Source organism: Streptococcus oralis subsp. oralis (assembly GCF_002096595.1).
Classification (GTDB): domain Bacteria; phylum Bacillota; class Bacilli; order Lactobacillales; family Streptococcaceae; genus Streptococcus; species Streptococcus oralis_D.
The window spans coordinates 295,930-318,256 of sequence record NZ_NCUR01000009.1; the positions used below are offsets into that span (position 1 = coordinate 295,930).

Below are 22,327 nucleotides of genomic sequence, written 5' to 3' on the forward strand. Positions count from 1 at the left end.
TAATCTCCTTTTGATTTTAATACTTATTTTGCAAAGTTATGTTACCAGCTTAAAAAAGAGGTAGTTTTTAGAGTGTCTGAAATCACTCTCCTGATAGATCACATAACATCGTCCCTTGAATAGTTGCGCTTATTAATCCTTTGAAAGAGACGATGTTTTCTACTCTCTATTTATAAAAACCAGCTTTCTGATTTCCTCAGAAAACTGGCGATAGTTGTTTCATTATGAAGGTAGTTGGACACTCTTACTCAGCATGAGTTGTCTCATTCGCAAAAGAAATGATCGCTTCTTTGAGCTCATCTCCGCTGAGTGAACGGAACTCCTCTATTTTTTGATTGATGGCTTCTAGAGGCATGACATTTACCTTACCAACGAAGATCTTGTCCATGACTTGGTTATCAACCAATTCGGTCGAAACCAAGAGTTCTTCATAGAGTTTTTCACCCGGGCGGATACCGACCTCAACGATTGGAATTTCACTTTCCGTGTGCCCACTTAGAAGAACCATTTTCTTAGCCAAGTCATAGATCTTAACTGGTTTGCCCATATCGAGGATAAAGACTTCTCCGTCCTTGGCATAAGCGCCAGCATGGATTACTAGACGGCTAGCCTCTGGAATGGTCATGAAGTAACGTGTCATACGGAAGTCTGTCACCGTTACAGGACCGCCTTCAGCAATCTGACGTTCAAAGACAGGAATCACACTACCACGACTACCCAGAACATTCCCAAAACGGACTGCACAGTAGGTTGATTTACTACGTTGGTTAAAGCCAGTGACAATCAATTCTGCCACGCGCTTAGTCGCACCCATAACATTTGGTGGATTGACTGCCTTGTCAGTCGAAATCATGACCATCTTAGGTACTTTGGCCTCATCAACAGCCTTGGCAACATTGTAGGTACCGAGGATATTGTTCTTGAAGGCTTCTTTTGGATTGCGCTCCATCATCGGAACGTGTTTGTGGGCTGCAGCATGATAAACAATGGCTGGTTTGTACTGCTCAAACACCTGCAAGAGACGGTCATAGTCCTGAATATCTGCAATAACAGGAACATAATCAATCCCTTGGAATGTACGGATCAATTCATGATAAACGAGATAGATTGAGTTTTCACCATGTCCAAGTAAGACGATACGTTCGGGATTGAAGCGGCTAACCTGACGACAAATCTCCGAACCAATCGAACCACCGGCTCCTGTCACCAGGATGGTCTTGCCTGTAATCTCAGTACCCAGACGCGATTCGTCGAGACGAATTTCCTGACGGCCCAAAAGGTCTGTGATATCAATTTTCTGGAAACCACTGCCTGGTTGATGGAGTCCTTGAACGACTGTCTCAACCTTAGGCATCTTGTAACATTTGACGCCTAGCTTATTACACATCTGCAAGATGCGTTCGTACTCTGATGGGTCAAGCGAAGGGATCGCTACGATGACACGCTCGATTTGGTGACGTTTAGCTAATTCAGGTAGATTATCATAAGAGCCCAGAACTGGGATTCCACCTAGTTTTTGTCCCTTTTTCTTTTCATCATTATCCAATATCCCCACTAGCTCAAGGTCGCTAGTTGGATGTTGGTAGCTGTTCATAAAGAGGGCACCACCATCACCAGCACCGATCAAGAAGGTACGACGATGCTCCCCATCTCCACTACCTTTTTTACGTTTGGAATAAATCAACTGCCAAGTGATACGAGGAAGCAAGATGAGGAAGGTACTCAACAAAATGAAGAGCACGATGAAACGGATAGAAAACAATGGAAGGAAGGCATAGCAGATTCCATAAGAAAGAACACTGCTGAGCATCACTCCGAAAAAGATTTTCATGAAATCCGTAATCTTGCTATAACGACTAATACTAGCATTTAGCCCCCAAAACGCAATCATGATTTGATAGAGGAGGAAGGCTAAAAGAGTGTAGATCACGTAATCCACAGGCGCAGGATTTATAAGGCCATAAAACAAGATATAAGATACGATGATAGAAACCACCATACTCAGAATATCGAATATCCCCCAAAACACTTGTTTTTGCTGTTTATTTAAAATTTCAACCAGATCAATCACATAATCTGTTAGTTTTTTATTCATAGGAATTTACTCCCCCTTAAAAGAGTCAGATGATACTGTTGTTATGATAACCTGAATCATTCAGTCTATCGGGGCTTACTTTCTCTTTCTTAAAAGTTTGACGAAGATAAACTGACGTACAAAGCCTGGACAAAGTGCAACAATTGCCTGAATGGCTACACTTTTAGCATATTCCATGTAAGAAATTTGCCCTCGCTCAAGCATCCGTTGGCGAGCTTGACGATAGAGTTTAAGGTAACGCAAGCCACCTCGACGCTCAAACATCCCTGCACCGACACGAACCTTACACAAGATTTGATCTAGGTTCCCAGTCTTGGCACCTGCAGCAATCATATTGAGCCAAAGGAGGTCATCCTCCATGTAAAGGCCATCTTCGTAGTTGCCCGCCTTGAGGACCATGTCCTTTTTGAACATGACTGTCATATGGTTAAAGGCGCTTCTCATTCTCTGATAAGCCACAATGTCTGCATGCTGGGTTGGAACACGACGATAAGACACAATCTCATCTGGATTGTCAATGAACTCTGCGATATGCCCACCTAAGAGATCAAGATCTTCTTTCTCCATTAGCTGAAGCTGTTTCTCAAAACGATCCGGAACGGCTAAATCATCCGTATCCATGCGGGCAATAATGTCATACTGGCACTGTAAAACACCGTATCGAAGAGCCAAGCCTAAACCTTGGTTTTGTTCTAAGGGGCACCGTTTAACTGGAATGTCTGACTGAGCTTCCACTTCATCTAGCACCTGATAGAGTTCTGGTGTGAGAGGTCCATCCTCTACGAGAACAAGCTCACTCGGTTTTAAGGTCTGGTTTTGAACACTTTTGATGGCATCTCTCAAAAATGTCGGATTTTCCTTTACATAGACCGACATCAAGACGCTGATTTTTTGCTTTTCAGACACAGTTTTTCTCCAATATATAGATTTCCTTCCACTATTTTATCACAAAATTCCCTAGTTTCCTATTTTTATATCAAATCAAGGAAAATTCTAGTAAAGAAAGCTGTCTCCTTTCTGTATATTTTCAGTTAAATCTTTCCAGCTTTCCTCCCATTCTCTACTTGACATTATATAGAAAAAACCTTAAAATAAGCTGTTATTAAAATCATCCTATCGAGGTTTTCATGAAAAAACAATCACTCTTTTTTGTTCTTGGAATTGTCTTAATCGGGACTGTTTTACGCTCTCCTTTTACTGCTCTTCCAACCATTTTAGGAGATATCGCTCAGGGACTAGGAGTGGAGGTTAGCTCTCTTGGGATTTTAACCAGTCTCCCTCTCTTGATGTTTGCTCTTTTTTCGGCTTTTGCGAGTCGCTTGGCACAAAAAATCGGACTAGAACATCTCTTTACTTACTGTCTCTTTCTCTTAACTATTGGCTCTGTCATTCGTATCTTCAACCTTCCCCTTCTCTATCTAGGGACCTTGATTGTCGGAGCGAGCATTGCGATCTTCAATGTACTCCTCCCAAGTATGATCCAGGCAAATCAGCCTCAAAAGATTAGTTTCCTAACAACTCTCTATGTCACTGCCATGGGAATTTCGACAGCCATCGCTTCTTATCTTTCGGTCCCTATCACCCAAGCTAGTTCTTGGAAGGGACTCATCCTCGTTCTCAGCTTTCTCTGTCTGGTCACTCTGCTAGTCTGGTTGCCCAATCATCGCCACAATCACCACCTAGAAAGCCAAAAAGAAAAGCAAGTCAAAGAGAATATTCTAAAAAGTAAAGATGTCTGGGCTATCATTATCTTTGGTGGTCTTCAGTCCTTGCTCTTTTATACAAGTATGACCTGGTTGCCAACTATGGCTGTTAGTGCTGGTATTTCTAATAGTGATGCGGCTCTCCTTGCTTCTATTTTCTCACTGATCAGCATTCCTTTTTCAATGACTGTTCCAAGTCTGACGACTCGTCTATCAGATGGTCACCGTCGAATCATGCTGGCAATTATCTCTATCGCTGGTATGACAGGAATTGCCATGCTCTTGTATCCAACCAATAATTTCCTCTACTGGTTAGTCGTCCATCTCTTGATTGGAACGGCCTGCAGTGCCCTCTTCCCCTACCTCATGGTTTGTTTTTCTCTTAAAACCAGTTCTCCTGAAAAGACAGCTCAGCTATCAGGACTAGCGCAAACAGGAGGCTACATCTTAGCTGCTTTTGGTCCTGCCTTGTTTGGTTATAGTTTTGACCTTTTCCAATCTTGGGTCCCAGCTGTCCTTGCCCTTCTAGCCATCGATATCATCATGACTATCTCACTCTTTATGGTGGATCGGGCGGATAAGATCCTTTAATTTTTCTAAAATACTTCTCAGATACAAACAATGCAAAGCCAGATTCTGTCTGGCTTTTTGAGGTGTTGATAAAAATTTATAGTCTAAGATGTCTTAATTCTAGATTAACAGGTTATTTTGTGATAGAATAAAGTTGCGTATGATTAGATTTTTGACTTGTGTGTTCGCAAGTATTAACAACAATGTTATAGGAGTGTTTGGCTTCATCTGGTGTTATTAGCTTCAGGATTCATTAGGATTTCTACTGGCAATCTTGTTCGCGTAAGAGTTATCATACGCTTTTTGTATGAGGAAAAATGATGACCAAATTTAATCAACTACAGACAAAGGATGATTTTGCTAAGCTACTTGGCTTGAAAAGTGCCAAATACATCAATTATTTATTGTACAATATAAAAACTGATAATTTATATAACTCTTTCCCTATCCCTAAAAAGAATGGTGGAGAAAGAGTTATACATGCCCCCAAAAAAGAGTTGAAGTTCCTTCAGAAAAAATTGTCTAATGTTTTGTGGGAATGTTACCTTGAAAGCATAGAATCTAAATCTAAGGATAAGAACTTTAAAACACCTGTTCTGTCTCACGCATTTGAAAAGGGGAAAAGCATTATTACCAACTCTCAGATGCATCGAAACAAGAAATACATTCTGAACATTGACTTGAAAAACTTTTTTGATTCTTTTAATTTCGGAAGAGTAAGAGGTTTCTTTATAAAAGACAGGGATTTTGCCGTTTCACCAGAAATTGCTACTGTAATCGCACAAATTGCGTGTTATCAAGGTAAGCTACCGCAAGGAGCTCCGTCTTCTCCTATCATCACAAATTTAATCACTAGAATATTAGATTATCGGATTGTCAAAATTGCTAAAAAATATCGTTTTACATATTCTAGATATGCCGATGATTTGACTTTTTCAACAAATCGTGAATTAAACTCTAATAAATTGAGAGCAAGCAAAGAATTAGAAAACTTTTTAACGGAATTAGAAGACTTAATAATCTCATCTGGTTTTGAAATCAATCCTAAAAAAACACGATTGAGTAATAACATGCAGCGTCAAGAAGTTACTGGACTGGTTGTCAACAAAAAAATAAATGTAAAAAGAGAATACGTAAAAAATACTCGCGCAATGGCCTTTCGATTATACAAAGATGGAGCTTTTGAAATAGATAAAACACCAGGAACGATCAATCAACTAACGGGACGCTTTGCTTTTATTTTTCAAATAGAACAATACAACAACTATTTACTTTATAAAAAATCTTTGATGCAAAATAATCTAGATTCGCAAAAATATTTATTAGGAAGAAATTCATCAAGAAAATCAGAGTCGAAATATTATTGGAAGTATATCTTTTATAATAAAGACCTACAAAAAGAATTGTTACACAACACAAAACATCATACATATAATTTACCTACAGAATTTTACAGTATCGGTAAAGAAGAAAAGAAAACGTACATGTCTTTATTTAATTCTAGAGAAAAAGAGTACAAAAAATTTCTATTTTATAAATATTTTTTCGGGAATGACAAACCTATAATTATAACAGAGGGAAAAACTGATCCTAGATATATTAAAGCGGCTTTAAAAAATCTTTATCAAAAGTATCCGGAACTTATTGAAAAAGAGGGAAATAACTTTATATTTAAAATTGAATTTCTGAATCGTAGCAATACGATAGAATACCTTTTTAATGTTCCAGAAGGGGGAGAAGGTTTTAAATTTTGGTATAATTATTTTTCTGATAAATTTTACTATAATGAGAAAAAAGAAAAAAAATTTTTTGCACTAAATTCAGAAGAAAGAATTTTATACACAAACTACATTACTTATTTCAAACAATTAACCAATAGTCTTCCCAATTATCCAACAATATTTTTATTTGATAATGAATCGAATAATAGAAATGGCAATGATAAATCGGCTTTATTTTTATTTGCGAGTCATGCAAAAGACTTGATGATCCCAAAGAATAAAGACTTGGAAGATTCAAAGAATATAAAATTAGAAGAGAAAATTTCAGACAATTTAGAAAAAGTTAGAAGAGATAAACCTTGGCGAATTAATAAAAAGGATAGCCTATATATAATGGCGACACCTTTAATGCCTCACATGAATGACGGTAAGTCCTCTGATATTGAAGATTTATTATTTTCATCGTCTCAAAATTCACTACCTATTTTAAAAGGAAAGGAATTTCATAAAGATGGTGGTGATAATCATTATGGAAAAGAAATTTTTTCAAAGTATGTTCTAAAGAATTATAAAGAATTCGATTTTACTGAGTTTATCCCTTTGCTAGACGGCATAAGAGATAATATCCTAGATTATAAATCATTATTCTAGCTTATCTTTAAAATATAAATTTCTGTGAAATAGCTGATGTCAGAGCCTCTAAACTCCTAGTTTTTACTAGGAGCTTTTTTATATATAAAATTTTTACACATATTTCTTGACAGGGCTTTCATATTGAGATACAATATATTTGAAAAGAGTATATATAAAATTTTTATATAATATAAAGGAGGTTTCCCATGTACTTCCCAACATCCTCTGCCTTGATTGAGTTTCTCATCTTGGCTGTACTGGAGCAGGGGGATTCTTATGGTTATGAGATTAGTCAAACCATTAAGCTCATCGCCAATATCAAAGAATCTACGCTCTATCCCATTCTCAAAAAATTGGGAGCCAGTGGCTTTCTGACCACCTACTCTAGAGAGTTTCAGGGGCGTATGCGCAAATACTACTCCTTGACCAATCAAGGCGTAGAGCAGCTCGTTACTCTAAAGGAAGAGTGGACGCTCTATACCGACACCGTCAACGGCATCATAGAAGGGAGTATCCGCCATGACAAGAACTGACTATCTGACTCAGTTAGAAACCTATCTCCATAAACTACCTGAAGCTGACCGCATCGAAGCCATGGACTACTTTAAGGAACTATTTGACGATGCAGGTCCAGAGGGCGAAGAAGAACTCATTGCTAGTCTAGGAACACCAAAAGAAGCTGCCCATGATATCCTCTCTGATCTTCTCGATAAAAAGGTCAATGAGGCACCTGCTCAAAAGAATGACCGCCAACTGCTACACATTGCCCTACTTGCCTTACTGGCAGCCCCTATCGGAATTCCAGTCGGGATCGGCATCCTCATGGCCATCATCGGTATTTTTATCGCAGCTGTCTCCGTCATTCTAGCCTTCTTTACCGTCTCTGTGACAGGTATCCTACTGGGCGGACTCTTTATCGTAGAGAGTTTTAGCGTCCTAGTCGAAGCCAAATCCGCCTTTATCTTGATTTTTGGGGCTGGTTTGCTTGCTATCGGTGCTTCTTCTCTTGTTCTACTAGGCATCTCCTATGTAGCCCGTTTCTTTGGCCTCCTGATCATCCGCTTGGTGCAATGGATTCTTAAAAAAGGAAAGAGAGGTGACAGACATGCGTAAATTGACGAAAGGATTTCTCATTTTTGGTGTGGTTTCTACAATCCTTGGTTTTATCATGATCATTGTAGGGGCCCAGTCCAATGGTATTCAAAGTTTGCTTGCCATGTCAAAAGACCCAGTCTATGACAATCGTATCGAAGAAGTGACCTTTGGAAATGAAGTGGAAAAACTTGATTTGACCCTTGAGGAACATAGCCTAACCATCACAGAGTCTGTAGATGACAAGATCCACATCACCTATCATCCTTCCGTATCTGGTCGTCATGATTTGACTACTGGCATGAGTGACAAAACACTGACCGTCACTGACAAACAAGCCTCCCAACATCGCTTTCTAGGTTCAGGAATCGAAGGCCTACTTCGTATCGCTAGCAACTATTCTAATCGTTTTGACGAAGTCGTTCTCTCCCTACCTAAAGGAAGAAAGCTGCAAGCTATCACCGTCTCAGCCAATCGTGGACAAACCAATATTCGTCAAGCCAATCTTGAAAACGCAACAATCAAAGCAAAAGGCTATCTCTTAAGACTAACAGAAAGTTCTATCAAAAACAGCACACTAACGACACCTCATATCATCAATATCTTTGATACCGAATTGACAGATAGTCAGGTCAAGACGGAGGGAGCACACATCTATGCTGAGAATATCCAGGTTCACGGCAAGGTTGAGCTAGAAGCCCATTCCACTCTAACACTCATTCTCTCCCAGAAAGAGACTGACCGTATCAATCTAGAAATTTCTTCTCAGCATGGTGGTATCTATCGTCAACCCAAAGAAGAACATCGTGGACAAAAAGAGAATGTACTTGCCAACCCTTATAAAACCGAAAAAGCAGATATCAAGGATTTACTCATTGCAAAAGCCAACCAGGATATCTACCTACCTAAAGAGGAGCATTCTGCTCCATCTAGAAACCATTGACAAAAACGCTCTCATCTGCTAGTCTAAAGATAGAAAACGACCATAAAAAAGGAGGTTCCACCATGACACAAGAATGGTTTGAAAGCGCCGATCTTGAGAAGAAATCAGCTCAGACGAAATCGGAAATCCAGCCCGACCAACCAGAGACTTCGGAAACTGTGGAGACCGAACCACAAGCAAGCCAAGAAACTCCTATCTCACCTAAAGAGTCGGAAACGCATGAGGAGGAAGCTCCCGAAATGGCTGAGGAAACCCAAACCGAGGAAGAGGGAGAAGGGAAAGCTGAAGAGAAAGGCAACCAAGAGAACCCTACAAAAGAAAAAAACATCCTCAGCAAGGCTTTAGATAGTCCCTATATCCCAGATATTGACCCCCGCAAAACTGCTCGATTCAAAGAAGAAATCGCACTATTTTGGACTTGGCTTCTGGACGCTATCCAAGAACCAACTGCCAGCAAGACTACGGACCAAAAGCATCGTTACAGTGTCTTTGGCCTGCTCACTTTGCTATCCATGATTAACCTTTTCTTTAGTATCTATCATATCAAGCACCTCTACTACGGCTATATGGCATCTATTGCCAATAGTTTACCTAACCAGCTCCCTCCTTTAAATCTCTTTGCTGGACTCTCCATCTTGGTCGCTAGCGCTCTATTTTACTTTTCCATCATTTTGGGAGGCTTTACTGTCCGACGTGTGCTGGACCAGGAGAGCGACTTCACATTCCAAGAAGCCTTCGATCGGTATAGCCGACTCTTTGCTATCCCACTTGTCCTAACGGCTCTAGCAAGTTTCTTTGCACTCTTTGGTGGCTTACGATTTGCTGGTATCCTCACTCTTCTCAGCATGGCCATCTTTGCCCTTGGAAATCTCTTTGTGATTAGCAAGCCAAGTAAGACCAGTAGCCTGGACCCATTTTATCGATTCCTGCTAGCTGTCTTACTTGATGGCGCTATTCTCTTCCCCTTCTTCATTGCAGAGCTCGCGCTGACAGTAGACTACCTTCGCATCCTGACCTTCTTTTAACCAAAATCCCTGCCATTGACCAATGACAGGGATTTTTAGACTTACTCTTTTTTAAACAAGGCCTACTCGATGCTTGCCAATTCCTCAAAATCTTTTCCCAAAATGGCTTGTACTTCTAGTTGATTGGCATCTAGTTGGTGGTAAAATGCTGTTGGTAGTGACTCTAGGAATTTTGCGTAATCCAAGCGAGCGATGGATTCGTAGTCTTCGGCTTTTGAACCATCACCAGAAATCGCCACTAGGTCAATCTCCCAAACAAGTTCCTTGCCTGCTAGCTGCTCGGTATAAGGAGCTGGTACAAAGGGTTCCTTTGGCAAAATCGTCTTGACTCCCTGGGCTAGGTGATAGATACCGTACACCTTGCCTTGAGCATCTGGGTAAAATTTCACACTGGCAAGGTAGGCATCAGAGCCTTGAACCTTCTTGACCAACTCTTCAAAACGTGCCAATCCATCCTCAGCCAAAAAGCTCTCGAGGTATTCCTTGTTGAGATAGATAGGGGCCAAGAGCCCTTGGCAATATACTAAACGAACCGCCTTATCAGCTAGATAATTCTTGACCGTTTGTCGGAAATAAGCTTCAAAGTCAAACCCTTCTAGCCCTTCTACCGCTTGCCCCAACTTGCTCGATAGGGCTTGGAGGAGAGCTTCTACAATCTCCCAGTCCGCTCTAGTAATGAAGTCTGGAATCACCACTTGATAGCCTTTTCGACTATCCGCATAGTTCACCTTGAAGAGAAATTGCGACTTACCTACAATCCCACACTCCATGTATTCGAGACGATTGAGGGGCTGACGGAGATAGATCGCATCATAACTATGCGACTCCAAGCCCTCCACCAAAGCCAAGATGGACTTGGCAGTCAAGACCTCCTGTTGTCCTAGAATGCTTTCTTTATTTGGGATAAAAAATGTTTTCGCCATAACTGGCCTCCTTTGAAATCGTTTACATATAGTATAATCTATTTTCCTGAAAGATACAGAAACAAACTTTAGTTTTTTAGATATAAAGCATAGAAAAACAGCCCCTAAGGACTGTTTGATGTTATACAGTAGCGACTTGATCCAAGCTTTCACCGATAGCAGCTAGGCGCTCGATTACTTCTGCTTGTGTCAATTCATTTTCTGAAACATAGCGGTTGCGTGGGTGAACACGGCACTCGTGTGAGCATCCACGAAGGTACTTGTCTTCATTTTCTTCTGATGTTAGGATACGACGGTTACAGAAGGGATTTCCACAGTTGACATAACGTTCACATGGTGTTCCATCAAACCAGTCTTTCCCTACGATGGTTGGATTGACATGGTTAACATCAACGGCGATACGCTCGTCAAAGACGTACATTTTCCCATCCCAAAGCTCACCTTGAACTTCTGGATCTTTACCGTAAGTTGCGATTCCTCCGTGCAATTGGCCGACATCTTTGTAGCCTTCACGGACCATCCAGCCTGAGAATTTCTCACAGCGAACGCCACCTGTACAATAAACCACGACACGCTTGTCCATGAATTTTTCCTTGTTGTCACGGACCCATTGAGGCAATTCGCGGAAGTTGCGGATGTCTGGGCGAATAGCCCCACGGAAGTGTCCTAGATCGTACTCATAATCGTTACGCGTGTCAAGGACAACGGTATCTTCGTCAAGAAGGGCTTCTTTGAACTCTTTTGGAGACAAATAAGCACCTGTTGTTTCAAGTGGGTTGATGTCATTATCAAAGTCATTGTCTTCCAAACCAAGGTGGACAATTTCTTTCTTGTAGCGAACAAACATCTTCTTGAAGGCTTGTTCATTTTCTTCGTCAATCTTGAACCAGAGGTCTTCCATACCTGGGAGGCTGTGAACGTAGTCCATGTATTTTTGAGTTGTTTCGTAGTCACCTGAAACTGTCCCGTTAATTCCCTCGTCAGCGACTAGGATACGGCCTTTGAGACCGATTGATTTACAGAAAGCCAAGTGGTCTGCAGCAAATTGCTCTGCGTTTTCAATTGGAGTATAAAGGTAGTAAAGTAAGACACGAATATCTTTTGCCATAAGATTTGTTCTCTTTTCTATTCTTAAATTTTCAGAATTTTTCATTCAACTATACTAGTATACCCACTTGGGAAAACGAATGCAATTTATTTGACCGGAAATTATATAGAGAGACCTATCACTGCACTTCATCAGTAACCATAGCGAATCGCAGATAATTCTCTCAATTTTTTGATTTGCTTAGCTTGACTTTCTGACAAACTTAGCTTGTTATCAATCAACACACGTGAGATGTCAACATTCATTTGGCTCAGAATAAATGGAGTAGAGGTTCCATCGTCCTTTAATCGTTTTTGATAAATCACTAACTGATTTTTCAGGGGAGCAAGTTGAGGCGCAACCTTTATATCTTCCAATAGATGATCAATGATGATCATCGCTTCACAACGTCTTTCACTTCCTCCAGCAAACCATTTTAATGGTGTCATACTCATTTCCCTCCTGAAATTCGCTTATAAATTGAAAAACTATAATTCCTAACTCTCCAGCCAGTATTTTACCCAAACACCCTATGTAAAAAAGTCAGCAAAAATGGTAAGGTCGCTACAATATTATTGATCACATGCACCGCATAGGAAGGATAAATGCTCTTGGTATAACGGGTCAAACCAGCAAAGATGATTCCAGATGTTGCAAAGACGAAGATATCTAACAGACTAGGAAAGTTTGAAAAATGAGGGAGAGCAAATAAAATGGACGGAAGGAGCAAATCAAGACCAAATCTCGAATCTTTAAAAAAGGCGTGTTGCAGTAATCCTCTATAGAGCAACTCTTCCATCAGCGGCACTAGAAAGAACAGGGATATGTAGATACCCAATTCGGCAAAATTAGTCTCACTAAAACCAATCAGTAGAGCCCAACCTTCAGCAGTTGACTGAACATATCTAGCTGTATGAATATTAAAAGATATATGAACTACCGCTACTAGGACTGTCAAAATCGAATACCAAAGCCATTTTTCTCTTGGAATGCGAAAGAGATAACCATGGCCTGTCTTAACCAGAATCCAAATCATGACTCCGATAAATAGCAAACTCAAGATATTTTGAATCCAGAAGAAATTGCCAATCTGGGAAGAAAATTGCCAATAGTTTTGGACAATAAGCGTCAGCTGAGAAAGGCCAAATACGAAAAATAGGTAAGAGAAGACAGCACTCATTTTGAAAAGAAGGCGATATTTTTTCATAATAAATCCTCTATAGATGTATGTGTATCACATCGCATAAACCCTCAGAACCACTGTTTTCATTTTTACATCCTAAAAATCACTACCTCCCCTAGAGAACTAAGGAAGGCAGTGATCACATTTTTAGGAATTAGGAATGAATACACGAAATCAATCGTTCTTATGATTTTTTGTTTTTCAAGAATTCGTCGTATTGTTTTTGCATTTCGTTCAATACTTTTTCATAGGCACCTTCAGATTTCAATTTTTCCATCAATTCTGGAATAGCTTTATCTGGGTCTACAGTACCAGTGTTGATAGCTGTATCGAATTGTTGCATTGTGTTAGAAATTGCTGAAATTTCAGATTTCACACTGTCAGTGTTAAAGATAAATCCAAGTGCTGGAGATTCTTTAGCTTCTGCCAATTGTTTCTTAGAATCTGCAATTTGTTGGTCTGTAACGTTTTCGTTGATGTAAAGGATCCAGTTGTTACCAGTGTTCCAACCTGACATGTGAGTGTTTCCTTTATATCCATCAAGGACGCGGACACGGTTTTCTTTACCTTCAACTTTTTCCCAGTTCTTGCCTTCTGGACCATAAACAAGACCGTTCAAGAGTTCTGGGTTCGTGTTCAAGAGGTTCAACACTTCCATTGATTTTTCTTTGTTCTTAGAGTTGTTTGAGATGACAAAGTTAGCAACTTGTGTTGTTTGGTTTTTCTTGATAAAGTTAGTGATTGGTTTGATTTGGATGTCTTTGTTAGCAACACGTGAGAGCAAGCTGTTACCATAGTCAGCTGGTCCTACTGTTTCTTCACGAACGAACCAAGTATCTTGTTGAAGGTCAAATGAAGTGTCGCTGGTTGCTACGTCTTTTGGAATGTATCCTTCTTCATAGAATTTGTGAAGAGTCTTCAAGTGTTCTTTGAAACGAGGTACTTCGTAACGGTTTACAATCTTAGTAGTGTCTCCTTCAAGGTCGATAACAAATGGAAGTCCATTTGGTACTGGGTAGTCAAAGTTATCAGATGGGATAAAGTTCTTCGTAACCGCAAATGGTACTACATCTGGAGCTTTTTCTTTGATTTGTTTCAAGACTGGCTCAAGTGTTTCGTATGAAGTTACACCTGAAATATCGATACCGTATTTAGCAAGAAGAGTTCCGTTGAAGGCAAAGTTTTGAGATGATGCAACGTTAGCTGCAACTGGTACTGCATAGATCTTACCGTTTACAGTGTTCCCTTTGATGTAAGCTGGGTCAAGTGCTTTGTAAAGCTCTGCTCCTTCTTTTTTATACAATTCAGTCAAGTCAGCATAAGCACCTTTTTGAGCATTTACGACATAGTTAGACGCAAATGCGATATCATAGTTTTCACCAGATGATGTGATAACAGACATTTTCTTATCATAATCACCCCATCCAAGGTATTGGATATCCAATTTAGCACCGACTTTTTCTTCGATGATTTTGTTTGCATTTTCTAGCAATTCATCCAAGTTATCTGGTTTGTCACCGATTTGGTACATTTTGATTACAGGTTTTTCACCTGAAGTAGTATCTGCAGCTTTTTTGTTGTTACCTGTAAGGTTTCCACAAGCAGCAAGACCAGCAGCCAAAGCGACTACGCTAGCAGATGCAAAAGCATATTTTTTCCAGTTTTTCATGATAAAAACTCCTTTTTTTATTTTTAAACTTATAAACGATTTAATGATTTGTAACTTCAGTCACTAAGATGAAGTTGGGGAGAGAGAAACGGTGTTTCTCAGCAAGTGCTATTCTTTCACACCACCGATCGTCAACCCTTTAACAAAGTAGCGTTGGAAGAATGGATACAGAATCGCGATTGGAAGGGTTGCAACAACAACCATGGCCATACGACCTGTTTCTTTTGGAAGAGCGACTCCCAGTTGGCCAGATAGGCCGACTGCTTTTGCAATGTAGTCCATATTTTGCTGGATTTGCATGAGCAAATATTGCAATGGATACAAGTTGTCACTCTTGATATAAAGAAGGGCGTTGAACCAGTCGTTCCAGAAACCAAGAGCTGTCAAAAGCGTGATAGTTGCGATACCTGGAAGTGACAATGGCAAACAGATCTGGAAGAAGATCCGAGCTTCACTGGCACCATCAATACGAGCAGATTCGAGAATGGCTTCTGGAATGGTCTTCTTGAAGAAGGAACGCATCAAGATGATATTAAATGGTGAGAGAAGCATTGGAACAATCAAGGCCCAAACTGTGTCACCCAGTTGAAGCAGGCGAGTGACCACGATATAGCCTGGTACCAAACCAGCATTGAACAACATACTAAGAAGAGCAAAGATTGTAAAGAATCTGCGGTACTTAAAGGTTGTCCGTGAGATGGCGTAGGCATAAGTTGTCGTGATGAAGACGTTGGTCACTGTTCCGACTACGGTTACAAAAACTGAGATGAAGAGTGCTTGGAGGATCTTATCTTTAAACTGAGCTAAGAACTGGAATCCATCTACACCAAATTTCGAAGGGAAAAAGCTATATCCATACTGGAGAATGCTCTTTTCGTCTGTCACCGAAATGATGATAACGAAGATAAAGGGCAAGATACAAGAAAGAGCGACCAAACCAGAGATGATACTAAAGAAGATATCTGCTTTCTTACTGAAGGAGTGAATGCCGACATTATCGATTTTTTCTTTTTTAATTTTCTTTTCTGCCATATTCTCCTCCTTTCTAGAACAAAGCTGAGTTTGGATCGACTCGTCTTGCAAGCAAGTTTGATAGGATAACCAGAATCAAACCGACTACGGATTGGTAAAGACCGGCTGCTGAAGCCATACCGATATCTGCTGTCTGAGTCAAACCATTAAAGACATATACATCCAAAACGTTAGTTACATTGTAAAGCTGACCAGCATTGTGTGGGATTTGATAGAAGAGACCGAAGTCTGCGCGGAAGATATTTCCAACTGCAAGGATGGTCAATACAGTTACAAGCGGAGTCAACTGAGGAATGGTTACGTTGCGAATGCGTTGCCACTTGCTAGCCCCGTCCACTGTTGCTGCTTCGTAGTAGGTTGGGTCAATCCCCATGATCGTCGCATAGTACATGACACTGCTATATCCAAAGCCTTTCCAAATACCTAGGAAAAGGAGAAGGTATGGCCAAATGCCTAAGTCAGCGTAGAAGTTGACTTCCTTCATGCCAATGGATGTTAGAAAATGGTTGAAGACCCCTTTGTCAATGTTTAGGAAGGCATCTGTAAAGAAACTGATGATAACCCATGACAGGAAGTAAGGGAACAACATAGACGTTTGGAAAATCTTAACCATTCTCTTAGAGCGAAGCTCGCTGAGGATGATGGCAATCCCTACTGATACAATCAAACCGATAAAGATAAAGCCGAGATTGTAAAGAACGGTATTTCGAGTGATGATAAAGGCATCTTTTGAACTAAACAAGAATCTGAAATTATCTAACCCGACCCATTTACTATTCACAATACTATCTATGAAACCATTACTGGTCATATGGTAGTCTTTAAAGGCGACCACATTCCCAAATACTGGAATGTAAAAGAATAGAATCAACCAGAGTGCCCCTGGTAAAACCATCAAGAGAAAGATCCAGTTATCTCTCAAGGTCTTTGAAAACTTTTTCATACTTTCCTCCCTTTTTATTCCTAAAAACTGATTTCATCGAATTTTTAGGTTTGATAACGATTACATTATTAGTATACTCCTAATTGATGGCTAGGTTAAACTACTAATTATAGAAAAAACTCCACAAATTATTTTATGTGGAGAAGTTTTTTATAAGAAATGGGTTTCACGAGAAACACTCTGACTCGGAAAAGATGCCTTTAAGTCGTATAAATCGTTGAAGCTGTCGCAATGGTGTGCCACTGGTTAGCTGTGGTGGCTGCGAAATCCTTGTCTGCGTAGAAGTCAGTAAATGGTAGGATTTCAACTTCTAGCTCGTCAATGCGCTCAATTTGTCTTGCCAGATAAGCCTCGATGCGGCTTTCTGCGCGTTTGATGCGTTGCAAGAGTCCGCCCATACGGATATCAACCGTATCCAAACCAAAGACCTTGTTTTCTTTCAACCATTGACGGCTAAAGAGGGTATGGAAATGTTCGATTTGGCTTCTAAGTTTTGGTAATTCTTGTCTTGCGATTTCTTTCAAACTTTCTTTATCACCCGCTTGGTAGGCCTGACGAATGCGTCGTCCCACATCCACTTTACTACTTAAAATCTGGTTCAACTGGGCCTGAGTTTCAAAGAGATAAGAGTAGGCGCCAGCTTTTTCTTTGATTTCAGCAAGCGTCTCAGCAGCCTGAGCGAAGTGCGGCTTGTCCTGTTCAGGTGTCATGTGCTGGTCAAGAATCGGGCAAAGAACATCCTGATAAAAGACGTAGCGGTTGGGATTGATCCCGCTGAGATTGCCTGGTAGGTCTGGCAAGAGATTAGCTAGGTCAATCTGCATAAAGTCCTCAACCGAAAGACCTGTATTGGTCTTGAAGTGAGCAGACAAACGATCTAGGTCATTGCGGTAGCTGAGTTCTGCCCAGATTTGCAAGCTGGGTAGGATAGAGAACTGGGCTGTCTCGCCACCATTATCCCCCCAACCCGTCACGATGACTTCTTTGATGTCATTGGCACGACAGGCTTTATTGGCCTCAATAGCGATGAGACAGCTGAAATGGTTGTTGGGTGTGAATCCAATCCACTTCCAAGCACCACCTGCAAAGGCAATATCTTGGCTAATCTTGTGATGGTTGCGGAAATTGCGGTTGTATTTTTCCTCGCTATCCTGATAATAGTCCCAGTAAACCAAGGTCACACGGTCTTTGAGACGATCTAGGTACACGCGAGTTTCCTCAGGAATTTCCACATCACGGTCGTACTGGCCATCTGCTGACATGAGTTTGAAAAACATGTCACTCCACATTTGGCAGTGGAAACCATACTTATCGGCAATATCCAGCACGCGCTCCAAGTGTTGGCACATGAGGAGACTACGGTCCACAACACCGTTCAATATCAAGTAGCGTCCCAAACCAACCAAGTGGGCTTCGTCCATACCGATATTGACCTTGCGAGTCTGCAGTTTAGACAGAGTGGCAAACATGCCATCAATCAGGTCATAAACCTTTTCTTCGCCGATAAGGAGAATGTCCTCTACATCACGGAGTTCTTGCACTTCTTTGACACCCCATTTGACAAAGGCTGATAAGTGAGCCAAGGTCTGGATGCATGGGACAAAGGTCATATCAAACCGCTGGGCATAGGCTTCGATTTCCTGCAACTCCTCTGCTGAATAGGCTCCGCGGAAGTACCCAAAATAAGACTGCCCCTCAATCTGGTAGGTGTCTTCCATGTAAAGCTCAAAGGTTGAATAACCCATGAGAGCCAAGACCTCAATCATCTGCTTGGCAGAAGCCACATTCAGCACCGCATTTCGGGAACAGTCTGCCATGTAGGCCAACTCTTCATAAGCTGCCTGCTCCTCAATCGCTACTTTGTCACCTTCTACTAGAGCTGTTGCTAACAAGGACAAGGCGCGATAGAGTTGGTGAGGTTTGTCATAAGTCAGGTGATACTGTCCACTTTCACCCTTGATAGAGATAGAGGCTTGATCAGACTGAGCGACTGCAACTTCCACATCTGGTAAAGAGATATGTTTTGTCAGCAAGTCGATTGCCTGAGTTTGCTTGAGACTAAGTCCTGTAAATGTTACCACTGATTTTCCTCCTGTAGCCAGTTGACAAGGGCACCGTAGAGATTGGCATCTGCATGATAGGTGCAGGCCTGGATAACAGGTGCGACCGTGTATTCTTCGTAGGTTTCGACAAATTCATCGACAGCTTTTTTGACCCCTTGGATAAAGTCTGGGTTTTGACTGATGGAGCCTCCCAGACTAATGACATCTGGATCGATGAGATACTGGATATTGAGCAAACCTTGCGCCAGATTGCGGTTCATGCGTAAAATAGCTTCTTGACAAAGAGCATTACCAGCTTCGGCCTCTTGGTAAACCTTGCGTCCGTCCCAGTCAGTCTGACCAGATTTTTCAATCACGTATCGCACCATATTTCCAGTTGACGCTAGTTGCGACCAGTTGTTGAGTTTTTCAGCAGGTGTAATGGTTGTCATGTAGCCAAACTCTCCCCCCAAGCCGTGGCGACCTCGGTGAAGTTTGCCATTGATAATCATGGCACCACCGATTCCAGTCCCAATCACGACACAGGCTGCATTTTCAATTTCTGGGTGAGCCAACAGTTCACTAAGTCCAACACAGTTGGCATCATTTTCTAGATGGACAGGTAGCTGATGATGAGCAAGGGCCTCATACCAAGAAAAACCGTGGATATAAGGTACAGCACTAATTCCCTCAATCACACCTGTTTCTTGATTGACCGCGCCTGGAACGCTCATGGCGATTCCACTATAATCTTGCTCTGCCAAGCGTTGGTCTAGCCAAGCTAGTAAATCCTCCAAACTTTCTGGCGTCGGAGTACTTGTCTTATCTAGTATTTTTCCATCAGAAGTCAGACTGGCAAACTTAATTCCAGTCCCTCCGATATCAATGGTTGCAATGGTCATTGTTCTTTACCGTAAAAAGGGGCGAATCAGCAGTTAGTCCTTACTCTTTCGCCCCTCCTTTCTATCTCATAGTATTAGTTATCAAACACTTCAAAACTGTTAAATGTCTTCTTTTTTAATCAATTCTGTGCGAATTTCTTGTGGTGCTAAGAGTCCTGAATGAACGGGATATGGTCGCTCAAGTAAGTTCAAAATGGTTTGTTGGTGTTCTGATATGCGAACATTTTCTTGACTCATATTGTAGTAACGGAGGACATATCCTTCTTCATTTTCCGCCACTTTAAAGGCTGTTGGGCAAACTTGTGGTAAGCTGAGTGTCGCATGACTCAAGAGGCTACCAGTAGCAGCAACACTTCCTTCTTGTTTAGCAACTTGAAGACTAGTGAATGGTGTTTGGAAGGCTTTGGCACGACGGAAGGCTGAGAAGCGTTCCCCTGCTTGGTGGCATTCGAGAGCAAACTCGACTTCAAACTCGCGCAAGCACTGAGCTTCTGGTGTTGGGAAGTAACCCCAGTCACCTAGCTCACCTGAGGCACGAAGAATGGTCACAGCAATGGTATCGTCTCCAAGGATTTCATACTCGTGCAGTCCTTTATTGGCCACTGTCACCCCTTTTTCATCATCATACAGGCTGACGAAGGCTTGTTGGTGTTGAGGATTTTCAGGATTTTCCCAAGAAGCAGCTGGTTTGTTTGGTCGTGTCACCACCTCATAAATGCTTTCCGAATCATTGCTTGGACACGTATTATGAGTCTTGACCAAGAGACGGATACGGTGGTCCTTAGCGGTGTTGGTAAAGCGAGTCTTAAAGCGGATTTGTGGATTGTCAACAAAGACGGTCATCTCTGTTTCCAGAGGAAGGGTTGTCAATTCTTCTGAGCGCCCAGCTTCACGCGTCATAAACTCGATGATGCCTCTTTGTTCTGCATCCAGTTTTTCGTCTGCACTTACTGGAATTGTCAATTCATGCTTGAGCAAGATCTTGGTAAAACGAGCTGTATTTTCCAAGACTTCACAGCCTTTTAGCTCGGCGTAGATAGGCTCTGTTCCTTTTGGTTGGAAGTAGATATACTCATTTCCGATATCACCACGGTCTTCAAAGCGAATAACATCTTCATAAGCTTCATGAGTTGTCTTGTCGTAGACTGTGATAGTTTCATCCACACTGACCGTTACAAATGGCGTATCAATCACTCCGTTTTGGTAAATACCGTCACGGTGTTCTTGTTCTCCTTCAAGCAATTGGAAGGTTGTCCAAGAAAGTGGTGCCAGGTGAACAGGTACTGTTACGCGCACTTGTCGAGCGATACGAGCTTGGCGGAACTTGTCTTTTGGCAAATCATACTCAAAGTTAGCTCCCAGATCTTCGATTTTCGCTTCTACAGCATGGCCTTCCAAGTCTTCGACACGGTAGTTTGGCAAGGTCAAGGCTGCCATCTTCTTATAGCCTTCTGTTGGGTGCAATTCCTTGAAATCACAAATCGCTACATCAATCACTGTGCTGACAGTGTCAACCTTGTCATGCAAGCCTGTATTGATAACTGTAAAGAGATGGTCGCTTTGGGCTTCCTGAGTTGCAATTTTACCCTTCCACTCGTTGAGAAGATTGGTCTTAACGAAGTTTCCGACTTGGTTGACCTTAGCAAAACGTGTCTCCATCTCACGGTGAACCTCGTCCACGCTACAGCCACAGATACTATCATGTGGCGCATTTTGTAGAAGAACTTTCCAAGCATAGGTCAACTGGTCCTTGTGGTTGTGGCCGCCAGTGATGACCGTCAATGGTTCCACTACTTGCTCCAGCAAGTTACTGTTTTCTTGGAAGGCTTGTTTGAGGTAAATACGGGATGAAGAAGTGTTAGCAAGTGTGTACCAACCGTCTGTTTCTTGACTGGTCAACTCACCTGTGACCGTAGATAACTGCTCCGGTAGAGCACTTTCTACTGCATGGACATAGTCGTCAAAGGAACTATGCACAAAGGTCACATCTGGGAAGAGTTCATTTGCCACACGAATGGCTTCGCTCAGATTGCGCTGTACAGGCTGGTGATCACAGCCATTCATCATCAACCATTGGTTGGTCGAAGCGTAGTCACGCACGTCTGACAATTTTTGTTTCCAAAAGGCCAGTGCTTCATCCTTATCAACAGGGATTTCATTCCCATTACTGTACCAGTTGGCAAAGAGGATACCGAGGACACGACTTCCGTCCGCACCCTGCCAGTACATTTCTGAAAACTGAGAAGTAAACTGCTCATCTTCGAGGACTTGGTTGTCAAAGCCAATCGGCTTGACACCACGGCCAAAGGCTGCCACGTGAATACCTGATTTTTGAAGGATTTGAGGCGCTTGTCCCATATTTCCAAAAGTATCTGGGAAGTAACCAATCTGGGTTGATTTGCCCCATTTTGCACATTCTGCTTGACCAATCAAGGTATTGCGAACATTGGCTTCGCTAGAAATCAAGTAATCATCCTGCAAGATGTAAAAGGGACCAATTTTGAGTTTGCCTTGGTCGATGTAACCTTGGACTTTGTCGCGATTTTCAGGGCGAATTTCCAAGTAGTCATCAAGGACAATGGTTTGTCCGTCCAAGTGGAAACTCTTGAACTCAGGGTCATTTTCAAAAAGATCAAAGAGATTGTCAAATAATTCCACCAACTGCATACGGTGGCTTTCAAAAGGCAAGTACCACTCACGGTCCCAGTGACTATGTGAAATAATATGTACGACAACATTTTCCATGAAGTAAAACCTCATTCTA

The 22,327-nt window shown here is 41.5% G+C and carries 18 protein-coding genes; 6 read left to right on the forward strand and 12 right to left on the reverse strand.

Annotated features, from left to right (window positions below; translation table 11 throughout):
• Positions 1-244 precede the first annotated feature (244 nt).
• Positions 245-2,095 carry a nucleoside-diphosphate sugar epimerase/dehydratase gene (locus tag B7714_RS03815; protein ID WP_049538048.1) on the reverse strand — a complete coding sequence of 617 codons (1,851 nt, stop codon included), beginning with the start codon at positions 2,093-2,095 and terminating at the stop codon, positions 245-247.
• Positions 2,096-2,170: 75 nt separating this feature from the next.
• Complete coding sequence (locus B7714_RS03820) at positions 2,171-3,001, reverse strand: glycosyltransferase (protein ID WP_049477581.1); 831 nt, start codon at positions 2,999-3,001, stop codon at positions 2,171-2,173.
• Between the two features lie 221 nt (positions 3,002-3,222).
• Here B7714_RS03820 and B7714_RS03825 point away from each other — a divergent pair, with 221 nt between their 5' ends.
• The 6 genes from B7714_RS03825 (at position 3,223) to B7714_RS03850 (ending at position 9,782) form a co-directional block, all read left to right on the forward strand.
• Positions 3,223-4,389, forward strand: a complete 1,167-nt coding sequence (locus tag B7714_RS03825; RefSeq protein ID WP_084859681.1) for a CynX/NimT family MFS transporter — start codon at positions 3,223-3,225, stop codon at positions 4,387-4,389.
• 299 nt (positions 4,390-4,688) lie between these two features.
• Complete coding sequence (locus B7714_RS03830) at positions 4,689-6,740, forward strand: retron Ec67 family RNA-directed DNA polymerase/endonuclease (protein WP_084853147.1); 2,052 nt, start codon at positions 4,689-4,691, stop codon at positions 6,738-6,740.
• 188 nt (positions 6,741-6,928) lie between these two features.
• A complete protein-coding gene (locus B7714_RS03835; protein ID WP_042767617.1) occupies positions 6,929-7,255 on the forward strand; it encodes a PadR family transcriptional regulator in 327 nt (108 codons plus the stop codon).
• A complete protein-coding gene (locus B7714_RS03840) occupies positions 7,242-7,835 on the forward strand; it encodes a DUF1700 domain-containing protein (protein WP_042767616.1) in 594 nt (197 codons plus the stop codon). Before B7714_RS03835 ends, B7714_RS03840 begins: the two co-directional genes overlap by 14 nt.
• Positions 7,828-8,757 carry a DUF4097 family beta strand repeat-containing protein gene (locus tag B7714_RS03845; protein ID WP_084859682.1) on the forward strand — a complete coding sequence of 310 codons (930 nt, stop codon included), beginning with the start codon at positions 7,828-7,830 and terminating at the stop codon, positions 8,755-8,757. Before B7714_RS03840 ends, B7714_RS03845 begins: the two co-directional genes overlap by 8 nt.
• 62 nt (positions 8,758-8,819) lie before the next feature.
• On the forward strand, positions 8,820-9,782 hold the full coding sequence (locus tag B7714_RS03850) for a DUF6574 domain-containing protein (protein WP_070569488.1): 963 nt from the start codon (positions 8,820-8,822) through the stop codon (positions 9,780-9,782).
• Positions 9,783-9,844: 62 nt separating this feature from the next.
• Here the strand turns inward: B7714_RS03850 and B7714_RS03855 are convergent, their stop codons facing one another.
• The 10 genes from B7714_RS03855 to B7714_RS03900 form a co-directional block, all read right to left on the reverse strand.
• The gene (locus B7714_RS03855) at positions 9,845-10,705 is read right to left on the reverse strand and encodes a DUF4299 family protein (RefSeq protein ID WP_084859683.1); all 861 of its coding nucleotides are present in this window, start codon (positions 10,703-10,705) and stop codon (positions 9,845-9,847) included.
• 121 nt (positions 10,706-10,826) lie between these two features.
• Positions 10,827-11,813 carry an oxygen-dependent tRNA uridine(34) hydroxylase TrhO gene (gene trhO, locus B7714_RS03860; protein ID WP_001030012.1) on the reverse strand — a complete coding sequence of 329 codons (987 nt, stop codon included), beginning with the start codon at positions 11,811-11,813 and terminating at the stop codon, positions 10,827-10,829.
• Positions 11,814-11,944: 131 nt separating this feature from the next.
• Positions 11,945-12,241: a bacteriocin immunity protein gene (locus tag B7714_RS03865; protein WP_162284799.1), complete on the reverse strand. Its 297-nt coding sequence runs from the start codon at positions 12,239-12,241 to the stop codon at positions 11,945-11,947.
• A gap of 68 nt (positions 12,242-12,309) precedes the next feature.
• Complete coding sequence (locus B7714_RS03870; RefSeq protein ID WP_084859685.1) at positions 12,310-12,999, reverse strand: CPBP family intramembrane glutamic endopeptidase; 690 nt, start codon at positions 12,997-12,999, stop codon at positions 12,310-12,312.
• A gap of 160 nt (positions 13,000-13,159) precedes the next feature.
• Entirely contained in the window at positions 13,160-14,644 is a 1,485-nt protein-coding gene (locus tag B7714_RS03875; RefSeq protein WP_084859686.1) for an ABC transporter substrate-binding protein, read from the reverse strand.
• 108 nt (positions 14,645-14,752) lie between these two features.
• A complete protein-coding gene (locus B7714_RS03880; RefSeq protein WP_084859687.1) occupies positions 14,753-15,676 on the reverse strand; it encodes a carbohydrate ABC transporter permease in 924 nt (307 codons plus the stop codon).
• Between the two features lie 13 nt (positions 15,677-15,689).
• Complete coding sequence (locus tag B7714_RS03885) at positions 15,690-16,619, reverse strand: ABC transporter permease (RefSeq protein WP_000714584.1); 930 nt, start codon at positions 16,617-16,619, stop codon at positions 15,690-15,692.
• A 200-nt stretch (positions 16,620-16,819) separates the two neighbouring features.
• Positions 16,820-18,700, reverse strand: a complete 1,881-nt coding sequence (locus B7714_RS03890) for a beta-N-acetylhexosaminidase (protein WP_084859688.1) — start codon at positions 18,698-18,700, stop codon at positions 16,820-16,822.
• On the reverse strand, positions 18,694-19,563 hold the full coding sequence (locus tag B7714_RS03895) for an ROK family protein (RefSeq protein ID WP_084859689.1): 870 nt from the start codon (positions 19,561-19,563) through the stop codon (positions 18,694-18,696). The genes B7714_RS03890 and B7714_RS03895 overlap by 7 nt, the downstream gene beginning before the upstream one ends.
• 99 nt (positions 19,564-19,662) lie before the next feature.
• Positions 19,663-22,308 carry an alpha-mannosidase gene (locus tag B7714_RS03900; protein ID WP_084859690.1) on the reverse strand — a complete coding sequence of 882 codons (2,646 nt, stop codon included), beginning with the start codon at positions 22,306-22,308 and terminating at the stop codon, positions 19,663-19,665.
• Between the last annotated feature and the right edge of the window lie 19 nt (positions 22,309-22,327).